Annotated in this window: 2 protein-coding genes; both read left to right on the forward strand. The window is 61.9% G+C overall.

The features are described from left to right. A partial coding sequence (locus O1W68_RS21335; RefSeq protein WP_269306987.1) for an amino acid adenylation domain-containing protein occupies positions 1-4,449 on the forward strand: 4,449 nt, incomplete at its 5' end. A 298-nt stretch (positions 4,450-4,747) separates the two neighbouring features. Then, a partial coding sequence (locus O1W68_RS21340; protein WP_269306989.1) for a non-ribosomal peptide synthetase occupies positions 4,748-16,108 on the forward strand: 11,361 nt, incomplete at its 3' end.

The raw sequence follows: 16,108 nt of genomic DNA on the forward strand, positions 1-16,108 counted from the left end.
GTGGCGGGTGCGACGGTGTTGGTGTCGTATGTGTTGCCTGCTGCGGGTTCGGATCTGGATGTGTTGGAGATTCGGGGGTGGGTGAAGGAGCGGTTGCCGCGTCATATGGTGCCTTCGCAGGTGGTTGTTCTCGATGAGTTGCCGTTGACTCCGGTGGGTAAGTTGGATCGCGCTGCTTTGCCGGAGCCTGCGGGTGTGGTGCGGGAGTTCCGGGCGCCGGTGTCGGAGTCGGAGCGGGTGGTGGCGGGGGTGTTCGAGGATGTGCTCGATGTCGATCGGGTGGGGCTCGATGACGACTTCTTCGAGTTGGGTGGCAACTCACTCATCGCAACGCAGGTTGCTTCGCGATTGAGTTCGGCGCTCGGCCGCGCGGTGTCGGTCCGAACTCTGTTCGAGAGCTCGTCCGTGGGATCACTCGCTGCATCGGTGGAAGACGCTTCGGAGATCGTCCAGCGGCTTCCACTGACGATGTCCGAACGTCCTTCTCGTATTCCGCTATCCCTTGCACAGCAGCGGTATTGGTTCCTCAATCAGTTCGACACCTCGTCGGTCGCGGACAACATCCCGATCGCGGTGCGACTGTCGGGGGCCCTCGATGTCGCGGCGCTTCAGGCCGCCGTCGCAGACGTCGTCGACCGGCACGAGGCGCTTCGGACCTTGTACCCGAACGAACCGCTTGGTCCTTCGCAGTCCGTTCTGCCCGCGGCGAGCGCGGTTCCCGACCTGACGCCGGTCGTGGTGCGATCCGAGGACATCCCTGCCCGCGTGCGCGAGGCAGTGACGAGGCAGTTCGACGTCACCGAGGCGCCACCGGTATTCGTCAGGCTGTACGCCGTCGACCAAGCGAGCGGGGATCGCAACGGCGAGTACGTGCTGGTGATCGTCGTACATCACATCAGTGCGGACGGATCCTCTCTCCCCGTGCTCGTACGAGACGTCATGATGGCTTATTCGGCCCGCGCCGCCGGCCTTGCTCCGCAGTGGTCGCCGTTGCCGGTGCACTACGCCGACTTCGCGCTGTGGCAGCGCGAGGTGCTCGGCGACGAGTCCGATCCCGACTCGATGCTCAGCACACAGATCGCGTACTGGCAGGAGCACCTACGTGGAGTCGCTCCTGTCATGGACCTGCCTACCGATCGGCGCCGACCGGAACAGCAGTCGTTTGCAGGCGCGGCAGTGCGTACGACCCTCACCGACGAGGTACATCGAAGTCTCGTGAGTGTCGCGCATGCGCACGAGGCTTCACTCTTCATGGTCGTCCACACGGCTTTGGCAGCATTCCTGAGCCGGATGAGCAACTCCGGCGACGTCGTGGTGGGTACTCCCATTGCAGGTCGTGTCGATCAAGCGCTGGACGGACTCATCGGCATGTTCGTCAACACCCTCGTGCTCAGGACTCAGGTCGACCCGAGTGCCAGCTTCGTGGAGGCGCTCGCCGACGTACGGGACGTGGATCTCGCGGCATTCGCGCATTCGGATGTGCCCTTCGAGCGCGTCGTCGAAGCCATCAATCCACCACGATCCTCCGAATACAGCCCACTCTTTCAGGTCGGCTTCTCCTTTCAGAACATCGCACAGGAGTCGCTCGAGCTTCCGGATCTGGCCGTTCGGCCGGTCGAATTCGAATCGAACGTTGCCAAGTCCGATGTGCACTTCACTATCACCGAAAATCCGGCACGCAGTGGCGATTCTGTGTTCGGTATCGAACTGGCATATGCGACAGATCTTTTCGACGAGAGTACAGCGCAATCGATGCTCGATCGATTCGTACGCGTGCTCGACGCCGTAGCCGCCAATTCCATGGTGCTGATCGGCGACATCGCACTGATGAACGAGCCGGAACGTCGATCGATGGTGTTCTCTACCGACCGGACGGCGTATCCGGTGGGTGAGTCGACGTTGATGTCGATGTTCGAGGCGAGGGTGGCCGAAACTCCGGACGCCGAAGCTGTTGTTGCCGAAGGACAACGGTTGACGTTCCGGCAGTTCGATTCGCGGGTCAACGCGACTGCGCGATACCTGATCGAACGTGGGATCGGACCGGAGTCCGTTGTGGCACTGTCCATCCCGCGAGGTGTCGACCTGTTGGTGGTGATGTATGCGGTAGTCAAGACGGGTGCCGCCTACGTACCTCTCGACGGTGATCATCCGGCCGATCGCAATGCCTACATCGTCGATACCGCCGCGCCTGCGCTTCTCGTCACCGGTCCGGGTGACAGCGGGGACTGGCAGAGCACGGCGCCGACTGTGTCGGTGGACGAGATCGACTCCTCCGAGTACTCCGGCGGCCCCGTCGGTGACTCCGAGCGGACCGGGCCGGTGCGACCGGACAACACGGCTTACGTTATTTTCACCTCGGGGTCGACCGGAAAGCCCAAGGGAGTGGCGGTCTCCCACCGAGCGATCGTCAATCAGTTGCAGTGGCTGCGTGCCAGCTTCCATACCGGTCCCGGCGATGTGGTGCTGATACACACCGCGGTGACGTTCGATCTGTCTGTGTGGGAATACTGGGGTGCGCTCGCTGCAGGAAGCGCGGTGGTCATCGCTGCGCCCCGATCACATCCGGATCCTGCTTATCTCCTCGGCTTGATGCGTTCGGAGAATGTGACGACCCTCGGCGTGGTGCCGGCGATGCTGAACACACTTCTGATGCAGGCCGAAGGTGTACTGCCCCACTCCATCGAGCGTGTCTACGCCATCGGGGAGGAACTCGCCGCAGGGCTCGCACAGTGGTTCCGGCGAGGCAACGAGGGGAAGCTCTTCAATCTCTACGGGCCGACTGAAGCCGCGGTGTCGGTGACCTGTCACGAGGTGGCGCCGGAAGATGTCGGCGGCGTCCCCATCGGCCGTCCGGTGTGGAACACCGGCACTCTCGTTCTGGATTCCCGAATGAATCTCGTTCCGGCCGGGGTCGGCGGAGATCTGTACCTCACCGGTGTCCAATTGGCACGCGGTTACACCTCACGAACGGCATTGACCGCCGAGCGCTTCGTCGCCGATCCGTTCGGACCGAACGGGTCTCGAATGTACCGAACCGGTGATCTCGCCCGATGGAATCGCGAAGGTGAGCTCGAGTACCTCGGTCGATCGGACGAGCAGGTGAAGGTGCACGGCTACCGCATCGAGTTGGGCGAGATCGAGTCGGTTCTTCGCACACATCCCGACGTGACCGACGCCGCCGTCGTCGCGCGTGAGGACGGAAACTCGGGTCACCGGCTGGTGGCCTACGTGGTTGAGCGCCCAGATCGGTCGATCGATCGAGATTCGTTGCAGGCGCTGGCAGCCGAAGAGTTGCCGTCGTACATGAAGCCCGCAGCCATTGTGGTTCTCGATCGACTTCCGTTGAATCCGAGCGGCAAGTTGGATCGTCGGGCCCTTCCCGATCCTGTATTCGACAAGGTGCACTACAAGGCGCCGAGCAGTGAGACCGAGGCTCTGGTTGCAAGGGTGTTCGCCGATACTCTCGGCACCGAGGACGTCGGCGTGGACGACGACTTCTTCGACCTCGGTGGCAACTCGATGGTCGCCGTCAGAATGGTGGGGGCGCTGAGTTCGGCGGTCGGTCGCGATGTACCTCTTCCCTGGGTTTTCGGAAGTTCGACACCCGCGGAGCTGGCCGCACGCATCGACCGCGAACCGGCGACGTCGAGTGCCGGAACCGTTACCGGCGGACCACTCGACGTTTTCGTCACGCTCCGTGAGGGAAGCGCGGACGAGGCGCTCTTCTGCTTCCATCCGATCACGGGCACCGCGTGGGCGTTCGCAGGATTGGCGCCGCATCTCGATGCCGATCGGCCTGTCTACGGTCTGCAATCTCCCGCGCTGTCCGGTGCTGCACTCCCGACCTCGATCGAGGACTGGGCCGAGTTGTACGTGAACGAGATTCGCGCCGTGCAGCCAGCCGGGCCCTATCACCTGCTCGGGTGGTCGATGGGTGGTGTGATTGCGCACGCAGTTGCGGTTCGGCTTCGTACTCTGGGGGAGAGCGTCGAGACGCTCGCCGTGATGGATGCGATCGTCGGCACAGCCGAAGGTCGTACAACGGCTCTACCGACGATGGGAGATCTGGTCGGTGAGTTCGGTGGCGATACAGACCGCGAGGTCGCAGATTTCGACGTTCAGGACGCGGTGGATCTGGTTGCGACCCTGCCGCCGCCCTTCGACTCGCTGACCAGAGATCGGATCGAAATCATTTTCGGCGGGATTCGGCACTCCGCGGAACTGCTGGAGGCATATCGGCCGAGCAGGTTCGATGGGGAACTTCTGTACTTCACCGCCGAACTCGACGACCCCTCTGGCGAGTCGGGTGCGTCAACCTGGAAAACGGCTGTCGACGCAGAACGCACGGTCAACTACCCAGTGGAGACGACCCACTGGAAGATGGCCTCGCCCACTTCGTTGGGATTGATCGGACCGATACTGAACAAGTGGATCCTCGGCGGTCGCTGATCCAACAGGCGACTGCGCCCACGTCCTTGTGGGATGGGTGCTCACCCCGGCGAATCATCCGAGTGAATGATTTACCCGGCCATAACGGTCCTCACGCCCGGTACAGCCCTCGGTAACGTCTGCCTGTCGTAAGCGATGGGGTATACATGGACGACGATTTGTCGTTGTAAACCTGTACGGGGCGACTGCAGGAACTCGGTCTTTTCGAGTACTCGGCTTGTCCTCGGATCGAGATCAAAGGGTGAGTCTTGTTCAAGTCTGAGTTGTCGGTTTCCGTGCCCGTCGAAGTCGAGCTTCGATGAGTGGCGACGGCCAGAACAGCTCGGCCAGTACTACCTCTCCAGGAACATCCCGCTCGACGGCACGGCCTCGGCGAACTCCGCGCGTCCGACGACCGCGTATCCCACTTCTGCCCGACATCTTGCTCGCTGCGGTCGAGTCCGATCCGTCAGCTTCGGCACTGTCTTTCGAAGGAACAGACCTCTCGTATGCCGAAGTGGATGCGTGGTCCAGTCGTCTGGCACGGGCTTTGATCGGGCGCGGACTCGGCGCCGACGACGTCGTTGCAGTCGCGATGACGAGGTCGGCATCGTCCGTTCGATCCGTGTGGGGAATAGCCAAATCGGGCGCCACCTTCCTGCCCGTGGATCCGAACTATCCTGCCGATCGCATCGAGCACATGCTCACCGATTCGGGCGCCCGCTTCGGTGTGACCGTGTCCGAATTCGTCGATGCTCTCCCAACGACGGTGGATTGGCTTGTCCTCGACGACCAGGCTTCCGTGACCGAGTTGGCCGGCAACGACGACTCGCCGGTAATGGCAGCCGACCGCGTGCGGCCACTCCACGCGAGGCATGGCTGCTACATGATCTACACCTCGGGCTCGACCGGAGTACCGAAGGGTGTGGTCGTCACCAATGCGGGACTGAGCGATCTCGCCGTCGAGTTGCGCGAGCTGTACTCCATCACGAGCTCGTCGCGAACCCTGCACTTCGCCTCACCCAGCTTCGACGCTTCGGTCTTCGAGCTGCTCATGGCAGTGACGGCGTCGTCGACGATGGTCATTGCACCACCCTCGGTTTACGGCGGACGCGAGCTTGCCGAGCTGTTGCGAGAGGAACGAGTCACCCACGCCGTCATTACACCCGCTGCACTGGCGTCGGTCGATCCTGCCGGCCTGGTCGATCTCGAGATGGTTCTCTCGGCGGGCGAGGCGTGCCCGCCGGAGCTCGTGAGCAAGTGGGCCGTGGACCGGCCGTCCGGACCCCGAAGGTTCTTCAACGGATACGGCCCGACCGAAGCCACGATCATGGCTACGTGCAGTAGCGCACTCGAACCAGGCGCGACAGTGTCGATCGGCGGCCCCATTCGTGGAATGTCGGCGGCTGTTCTCGACGACCGGTTACGACCGGCGATCGCTGGCTCCAAGGGAGAGCTGTATCTGTGGGGCGCAGCTCTCGCCCGCGGCTACCACGGCAAGGAGGCGCTCACAGCCGACCGATTCGTCGCAAACCCGTTCGCAACCGATGGTTCGCGGATGTATCGCACCGGAGACATCGTTCGATGGCGTCACTCTTCCAACGTCCTCGAATACTCCGGACGCAGTGATTTTCAAGTCAAGATCCGCGGATTCCGTATCGAACTCGGCGAGATCGATTCTGCACTGACGGCACACAGCGGAGTCGATTTCGCAGTAACCGTGGCACGCGAGGGGGTCGGCGGCGCAGCGGGTGCAGGAACAGAGTCCGGCGGCGGCGCGGGTTCGGCCATGCTCGTGTCCTACGTCCTCGCGGTAGAGGGAGTGGCGTTGAGTACGGCGGACCTGACGCAGTTCGTCGCCGACAAACTCCCGCGGCATATGGTCCCGACGGCGATCGTGTTGATCGACGAGCTTCCGCTGACACCGGTGGGCAAGTTGGACCGAGCCGCATTGCCGGACCCGGTTCTCCTCGCACGCGAGTTCCGCGCACCCGAGAGCCCGACGCAACGCGTTGTTGCCGGCGTCTTCTCCGAGTTGCTGGACCTACCCCGTGTCGGTCTGGATGACGACTTCTTCGAGCTCGGTGGAAACTCACTGATCGCGACCCAAGTTGTCGCGCGCATCGGTGCGGCTCTCGACACCACAGTCTCGGTTCGCTCACTGTTCGACTATTCGTCGGTAGTTCGCTTCGCCGAGTCGGTCGATGCGCAGAACAATGTCGGACACCGAACACCCTTGACCGCACGCTCACGGCCGGAGCCGATCCCTCTGTCACTCGCGCAGCGGCGAATGTGGTTCATGAACCGGTTGGAGCCGGAATCGGCGATCAACAACCTCCCCCTCGCGGTGAGACTGACGGGCGAGCTGAACGCGGCGGCCCTGTCGCAAGCGGTGTTCGATGTCGTGAACCGACACGAGACACTGCGAACGTACTACCCAGACAACAACGGTGACGGCCACCAGGTCGTCCTCGACGCCGAGGATGTCGCTCCCCGGCTCGTATCCGTTCCTGTGGCCGACTCCGAGATCGTCGGTGTGCTGCAGGCCATGACTCTGGCTCCGTTCGACCTCACCACCGAAGTTCCCTTGCGCGCGCAGTTGCTGGAAATCGGCGACGGGGATTACGTGCTCGCGCTCGTCACCCATCACATCACCGCCGACGGCGCGTCGTTGGCTCCGCTGACGCGAGACTTGATGACGGCGTACGTCTCTCGTGCTGCAGGCATCGAACCCACGTGGGCGCCGCTGCCGGTTCAGTACGTGGACTACACGCTGTGGCAGCACGAAGTCCTCGGGGCCTCCGACGATCCGACGTCGCAGATCGCAGTGCAGGAATCGTTCTGGAAGTCCCAGCTCGAGGGAATTCCGTCACAGCTGGACCTGCCGACCGACCGACCACGTCCGTCGGTCCAATCCAGCGCAGGTAGCACCGTAGATTTCGAGATTTCCGGCACCACGCACCGAGCACTCCTCGAACTCGCCAAGTCCAAGAACGCCACCTTCTTCATGGTCGCCCACGCGGCGCTGGCTGTTCTGCTTGCTCGGTTGTCCAACGTCGACGACGTCGTCATCGGAGCGCCGATCGCGGGTCGCGGGGACGAGCAACTCGACGATCTCGTCGGAATGTTCGTCAATACTCTTCCGCTGCGAACTCGATTGGACCCGACCGAGCCATTCGTAGACCTGCTCTCTCGCGTGCAGGAATCAGATCTGCAAGCATTCGGCCACGACGCAGTTCCTTTCGAACGGCTCGTCGAGGTTCTCGACCCTGAGCGATCGCCTTCCCGCCATCCGATCTTCCAGGTCGCGATCTTCCTACAGAACATGGCACAACAAGGTCTGGAACTTCCGTCTCTCGCGGTCACACCGGTGCCCATGGACGGCGCCTTGGCGAAATTCGATCTGCAGTTCACCCTCGCCGGCGCCGATACCAGGCATGGCGAAGGCGGTCCTATCGCTGCCCAGATCACTTACGCAACAGCGCTTTTCGACGAGCAGGCTGTACAGTCCCTTGCTCGTCGGTACTGTCGGATTCTGGATGCCATCGCAGCCGATCCAGTCGATCAGGTCGGTGAACTCGATCTCCTGGGCAACGCGGAACGCCGAATGCTGCTGCGTGACTGGAACGACACCCACCACGAATTCACCGGCGAGTCGGGCTTGCTGTCGGAATTCGACGATCGTGTAGTCAGTCACCCAGACCAAGTTGCCGTGATCTTCGAAGGTCGATCCCTGACCTACCGCGAGTTCGACGTTCGTGTCGATTCGCTGGCACGAGTGCTGATCACTCGCGGAATCGGCCCCGAGGCGCGCGTGGCTGTCGCAATTCGGCGATCGCTGGATCTGGTCGTCGGTATCTACGCAGTACTGCGCGCCGGGGCAGCATTCGTTCCAATAGATCCGGACCACCCCGAAAGTCGCGTTCGGTACATCGTGGAGGCGGCGGATCCCGCCTGTGTGCTCGTGGCCGGCGACCACGATCATGAACTCTTCGGCGATGCCGCGATCCTCGACGTCACCGAAGTCGACATCGACTCCGGTGAGCACGGCGCGCCTATCACCGACTCGGACCGCGTCGCTACATCGACGCCCGACAACACTGCCTATGTCATCTTCACCTCGGGGTCGACCGGCAAGCCCAAAGGTGTTGCCGTCTCGCACCGTGCCGTCGTCAACCAAATGACATGGATGCGAAATGAATACGACCTCACCGCGGCGGACGTATACCTGCAGAAGACTGCCACCACATTCGACGTGTCGCTATGGGGATTCTTCCTCCCTCTCCAGGTAGGTGCGTCGCTCGTGCTCGCGACCCCGGACGGACACCGCGACCCCGCGTACATCGCAGATACCATCGCGGAGTATTCCGTCACGCTCACCGACTTCGTACCCTCCATGCTGACAACGTTCACAGCACATGCCTCGGCACTCTCTTGTAGGAGCCTCAGGCACGTCTTCGTCATCGGCGAGGCCTTCCCACTCGAAACTGCGAACGCATTCCGCGAGATCTCCTCGGCCGGTCTACACAACTTGTACGGCCCGACCGAAGCCGCAGTGTCGGTGACGTATTGGGAATCGACCACGTCCGACATCGGCACCGTTCCTATCGGCAGACCCGAGTGGAACACGGCCGCACTCGTTCTCGACTCGCGGCTGCGGATCGTTCCGGCGGGCACGGCAGGCGAACTGTATCTTTCCGGCGTTCAACTAGCCCGCGGATACCTGGGTCGACCCGATCTGACATTCGATCGATTCGTCGCAGACCCGACCGGGACTCCGGGTACGCGTATGTATCGGACGGGGGACCTCGCTCGGTGGTGCCTGAGCAAGAATGGTGAGCCGGGCGTTCTGGAATACATCGGACGCACCGACTTTCAGGTGAAGTTTCGCGGCCAGCGAATAGAACTCGGCGAAATCGAAACGGCACTGCTCGCGCACCCCGCCATCAACCAAGCCGTCGTACTCGTAGTCACCGTGGCCTCGAGCGATCACCTCGTCGCATACGTGGTTCCGAGACCAGGTATGTCGGTGGACATCGTCGAGGTTCGGAGCGATCTCGGTCGACTTCTCCCCACCTACATGGTCCCGGCGGCAGTCGTCGTTCTGGATGCGTTCCCGCTGAACTCGAGCGGAAAGCTCGACCGGAAGGCGCTTCCCGCGCCCACCTTCGAAACTCGGGAGTTTCGGGCGCCGACCACGCCGGTCGAAGAGATCGTCGCCTCGACGTTCTCGGAAGTACTCCGTATCGATCGTGTCGGGCTCGACGACGACTTCTTCAGCCTCGGTGGCAACTCACTGATCGCTACGCGGGTAGTTGCCAGACTCGGGGAGGCTCTCGACTCGCGTGTGCCGGTGCGATCGTTGTTCGAGGCGTCGGGGGTCGAGACACTGGCTGCACGCTTGGAAAGTTCCGTCGGTAGCGGCGCCCGCGCCCAGCTCACCCGACAGGTGCGGCCCGAACGCATCCCATTGTCGCTTGCGCAGCAACGCATGTGGTTTCTCAATCAGCTCGACTCCTCCTCCGCCGCTTACAATTTGCCGGTTGCCATTCGGCTACGGGGCGATCTCGATGTGATGGCGTTGTGCACGGCCCTCGAAGATGTGGTCGATCGCCATGAGTCGCTGCGCACCGTCTATCCGTCGATCGACGGACAGCCTTACCAGAACATTCTTTCGGGTGCAGACTCGACTGTCGGGCTCACGCCGGAGATCGTGTCGGAATCCGACCTCGGCGACCGCTTGATCGAGCTCTTCGGCCGAGGTTTCGACGTGTCGATCGAGATACCGCTTCGCGCAAAACTTTTGATGGTCGGCGAAGACGACCATGTACTCGCAGTGGTGGTTCACCACATCAGTTCCGACGGATTCTCGATGGGACCACTTGCCCGCGATGTGATGTCAGCTTACGTTTCGCGAGCATCAGGCGAGTCACCGAACTGGGCACCGCTCGCGGTTCAGTATGCCGACTATGCGCTGTGGCAGCGTGCGTCATTGGGGGCGGAGACGGACCCGGGGTCCCTCGCCGAAGTCCAGTTGTCGTACTGGGCCGAAAAGCTTTCCGGCATCGCGACAGAAATAGAATTGCCGAAGGATCGTCCACGCCCGACAGTGGCAACCAATACCGGTGGGACCGTGACCGCCACCATCGACGGCCAGAGTATGGAAGCTCTGGATCAGCTTGCGCGAGCGAATAACTCGTCGCGCTTCATGGCAGTGCACACGATTCTCGCTGTCCTTCTCGCGCGATTGTCGGGAACCGATGACATCGCAATCGGAACACCGGTTGCAGGCCGGGGCGACGCGTCTCTCGACGATGTGATCGGCATGTTCGTCAACACCTTGGTGCTTCGTACCGAGCTCGATCTCGGAGCGGACTTTTCGACCCTGCTCGCTGCGACTCGCGAGGTCGACCTCGAAGCGTTCGCTCACGCAGACATACCGTTCGAGCGTGTGGTCGACGTGGTGGACCCGGAGCGGTCGCAGGCGCGGCATCCGCTCTTTCAAGTGATGTTGGCGTTTCAGAACATGGAGCGTCGAACATTCGAGCTTCCCCAACTAGCGGTCACTCCTGTCGATCTGGATTTCGAGATCGCCAAATTCGATCTTCAGGTCACGGTGCTCGAGTCGGGTGGCGCGGGCGAGTCCTCGCCGGGGATGACTGTGCAGTTTGCCTATGCCGTGGATTTGTTCGATCATCAGACCGTCGTCTCCTTTGCAGATCGGTTTCTGCGTCTGATGCGCGGCGTTCTTGCTCAGCCGACGAGTGCGGTCGGAGACGTCGATGTGTTCGGTTCAGGCGAACGAGATCTGGTGCTGCGGAAGTGGTCCGGTTCCTCGGTCGCGCCGATTCCCCAGTCCGAGCAGCGGACCCTGGCTGCTCGATTCGACGATCAGGTAGCGGCAGCTCCGACGGCTCGGGCACTCGTGTACGAGAATGAGCGGTTGAGCTACGAGGAACTCGCAATGCGAGCAAATCGGCTGGCCCGACTTCTGATCGCTCACGGGGTCGGCCCGGAAACTCTCGTAGCCGTCGTCATGCCTCGGTCGGTCGATCTCGTAGTCGCCGTTCTCGCCGTCATTGCCTCGGGCGCAGGTTACGTCCCGATCGACCCTTCGTACCCGCAGGAGAGAATCGATTACGTCCTCGAAGACTCCGCGCCGGCTGTTGTTCTCACCTGGTCCGGTCGCGAGGCGCGGCTCGGAGGTTCAGCTGCTGTTCTCGATGTCGACACCCTGGATTTGAATGCGATGTCGGGTAGACCTCTCGCTGACCACGACCGCACCACAACGCTTCGGCCTTCGGATGTGGCATACGTGATCTACACGTCCGGATCGACTGGATTACCGAAGGGCGTTGCCGTATCCCATGACGCAGTCGGCCGGTTGCTCGATGGAACAGATGGCTTGTTCTCGTTCGATTCGGCCGATACCTGGACCCTGTTTCACTCGTACGCCTTCGATTTCTCGGTGTGGGAACTGTGGGGTCCATTGCTGCACGGTGGAACTCTCGTCGTAGTCGACTACTTCACCTCGCGCTCTCCGGACCTCTTCCGTCGATTGCTCATCCGGGAGAACGTAACGGTTCTGAATCAGACGCCCTCGGCATTCCACCAATTGGCGGAGGTCGACCGTATGGAAGGTGGGACGGAACTCTCCGCTCTGCGGTACATCGTATTCGGCGGTGAGCCCCTGGAACTCCGTCGTCTGACACCGTGGTTCGACCGCTACGGTGATCGGACGCCGCGCCTGGTGAACATGTACGGCATCACCGAGACGACAGTTCACGTCTCGCACCGTGAACTGGACTCGGCGTTCGTCGCATCGGCCTCGGGTTCCGTTGTGGGGGGCCCTATTCCAGGATTGCGAATCCACATCCTTGACACCCGTCTGGCGCCGGTCCCACCCGGGGTCGCAGGCGAGTTGTACATCGGTGGCGGCCAACTGGCGCGGGGCTATCTCGGAAAGCACTCGCTCACGGCGACACGCTTCATCGCAGACCCGTTCTCCGCCAGTGGGGTGCGCCTGTACCGATCCGGTGATGTTGCCAGATGGAACGCTGCCGGCGAACTGGAGTTCGTCGGCCGTGCCGACGACCAAGTGAAGATTCGTGGCTTTCGGATCGAACTCGGTGAGATCGAATCGGTGATTCTCGAACTGGATCGAGTCGCGCAGGTCGCGGTCGTGGCACGCGAGGACATTCCGGGCACTACTCGACTGGTGGCGTACGTAGTTCCCGGTAGCGGCGCGGTGATCGACGACGACGATCTGCGTAGTCAGGTCTCCGCCGCAGTGCCCGAGTACATGGTGCCTGCTGCGTTCGTAATTCTCGATTCGATTCCGTTGACCGTCAACGGCAAGCTCGATCGTCGTGCCTTGCCGGCCCCGGTAGCGCGCCGCAACGACTTTCAGGCGCCTCGGACCGATGCCGAGCGAATCGTCGGTGAAGTCTTCGCGGATGTTCTCGGCGTCGAGCGAGTGGGAGTCGACGACTCGTTCTTCGCGCTCGGTGGTGACAGCATCATGTCGATTCAAGTCGTGTCACGGGTGAAGAGTCGTGGACTGTCGATAACCGCCCGAAACATATTCGAACACAAGACAGTAGCTGCAATTGCGGAGAACGCCACGGTCGTGGACGGGGTGGATGCACCCGTGGCCTTGGACGAGATGCCGGGCGGTGGCGTCGGTCCGATCCCGGCCACTCCGATTGTGGCGCAGATGCTCGAGCGAGGCACAAAATTAGGTCGATACACTCAAAATCTAGTTCTCGAACTGCCATTGGGCATAGACACAGATGGGGTGACAGCCACGATTCAGGCCGTCGTCGATCATCATGACGTCCTGCGATCTTCACTGGTCGCGACTGCTGAGCTCGGATCGATCCATTACGTCGCAGAACGTGGCTCAGTTGACGCGGCCACCTTGCTCCACCGGGTCGAAGTCGACGAGGCAGTGGGTCCGGACGACCTACGAGAATTGGCGCTGATCGAGACGAATCGGGCCATGGACAGGCTGGATCCGTGGAACGGTGTCGTACTGCAGTTCGTGTGGCTCGATCCGGTATCCGTCGGATGCCGAGCTTCCAGAACGGGTCGGCTCGTGGTAGTAGCACATCACCTCGTGGTCGACGGAGTCTCGTGGCGAATTTTGGTCCCCGACCTGGTAAAGGCGTGGATCGCAGTGTCGAGTGGTCAGGCCCCAGCCTTGGAGCCGGTCGGAACATCATTCCGTCGTTGGGCACATGGGCTACGTGACGAAGCGGAATCGGACAAGCGTCGGAACGAACTCGACTACTGGGAGTCAGTACTGTCCGGACCTGATGCAATCCTCGGATCACGGCCGTTCGATTCCACTGTGGATGTCGCCTCGAGCGTCGACCGGGTCGAATTCGAGGTACCGGCCAGCGTCACCGATGCAGTGCTCACGACAATCCCCAGACTGTTCCACGGAAGCGTGAACGACGGGCTCCTCGCCACGTTCATGGTGGCTTTGAGTCAGTGGCGGCGGGAGCGCGGTGGAGCAGACGATCGATCTGCGCTGATTCGGTTCGAGGGACATGGCCGTGAAGAAGAAGCTGTGCCCGGCGCCGATCTCTCGCGCACCGTGGGATGGTTCACGAGCATCTATCCCGTGCGATTCGGTCTCGACGAGATCGACCTCGACGATGCATTGGCTGGTGGACCACACCTCGGCAGAGCTATCAAGCTCGTCAAGGAGGCTTTGCGCGCAGTACCCGATCGCGGAATCGGTTTCGGTCAACTTCGATATCTGAATCCCGAGTCGGCCGCGCGATTGGCATCCCAGAGTGTGGGCCAGATCGTCTTCAACTATCTGGGACGGGTCGGACAGGAAACCGTACCGACCGAGTTCAATGGAATCGGGTGGCTCCCGGCCGGTGACCTCGGCGATCTCGCGGGGGATCCGGAGCCGACTATGCCCGCGATGGCGACGCTGGACATCAACTCGGTCGTGATCGGGGATCGTCTCAGTGGATCGATCGCCTTCCCCTCCGGATTGCTCGCTGCCGACGATGTTCGACACCTCACTGATCTATGGGTCGGCGCACTCGAATTGCTCGACGACTACTCCCGGTCGGACGCCGTCGGTGGACATACCCCATCCGACTTCGACCTCGTCCGAACTTCGAGTGCAGACATAGCGCGCTGGGAGGCGGGGTACAGAACGGTCACCGACGTCTGGCCGTTGACCCCGCTGCAGGCCGGGATGTACTTCCTCGGGGGGCTCGACGACAGCATCAGTGCAGACGCTTACACGGTCCAGATCTCGCTGGACCTAGGTGGACACGTCGATGCCGAGCGCCTTCATTCGGCCGCACGGACCCTACTCGAGCGACATCCGAACCTGCGAACCGCTTTCGTCGACGACGAATCAGGGACCCCGGTTCAGATCGTCGTCGACGGGCTCGCTCCGGAATGGACAGAGATCGACCTCACCGCCGAGCCGCTGGACGCGGTAGCCGCGCGTGCGGACCGCATCATGGCGGAAGACAAGCTCCGACGTTTCGACCTGGCCGCACCGCCACTACTGCGATTCACTCTGATACACCGCCACAGTGAGCCGGAGGGCACCACCGCAACGCTTGTTGTGACCAATCATCATGTACTGCTGGATGGTTGGTCTATGCCACTGCTCATGCAGGAGCTGATCGTTCTTTACGCCATGGGCGCCGAGTCCGAACACCTCCCGCGAGCCAGGCCATACCGAAACTACCTCTCATGGCTGGTTCAGCGGGATCGTGCGGCGTCTGTCGAAGCCTGGAAGCAGGCACTTGTAGGAGTCTCGGAACCGACTCTCATGTTTGCCGGTGCAAGTGGAGGCGACGGCGTCGGTATGGGCGAGTATGCGTTGACCCTTTCGGAGGAGAGCACGACGCGATTGTCGAGTGCTGCGTCCGAAATCGGTGTCACGTTGAATACTATGGTTCAAGCATCTTGGGGACTTGTCTCCAGCCGCTGGCTTGCTCGTCGTGACGTCGTGTTCGGCGCGACCGTATCGGGCCGACCCGCGGAGCTGCCCGGAGTCGAAACGATGGTCGGTTTGTTCATCAACACCGTCCCGGTAAGGGTGTCGGTCGATCCCAAAACCACTGTAATGCAGCATTTGTCGACGTTGCAGGCCGAGCAGGCGGACCTGCTCGATCATCACTACACAGGTCTGACCGAGATCGTGGAGGCTGCAGGTGACGGCGCCAAGTTCGACACGCTGGTCGTATTCGAGTCGTACCCGATCGACCGCGAGGCGATTGCCGAGAGCGGCTCCATCGATGGGCTCCGCTTACGCGGGGTACACACTTCCGATGGAAGTCATTACCCGTTGACACTGGTGGCGACTGTGGACACTCAGATGCAGGTGCGATTCAAATATCGACGCGATGTGATCGACGAAGAGTCCGTGAAGGCTCTGGCGCAACGATTCTCGCGGGTCATGGAGCGAATGGACGAGGTCGACACGAAGATCGGTTCGATCGATATTCTGGAGACATCCGAACGAGCCCGCTTGACGACCATGTCGAGTGGGCCGGGTGTGTCACCGATTCTGCTGCCGGATTTGTTGGCGGCGGCGGTGGAGCGGTGTCCGGATTCCTCGGCGTTGGTGTGTGGGTCTGAGGTTGTGTCGTATCGGGTGTTGGATGCGTTGTCTTCGCGGTTGGCTCGGGTGTTG

The organism is Rhodococcus sp. H36-A4 (assembly GCF_027158005.1).
In the GTDB taxonomy this organism is placed as follows: domain Bacteria; phylum Actinomycetota; class Actinomycetes; order Mycobacteriales; family Mycobacteriaceae; genus Rhodococcoides.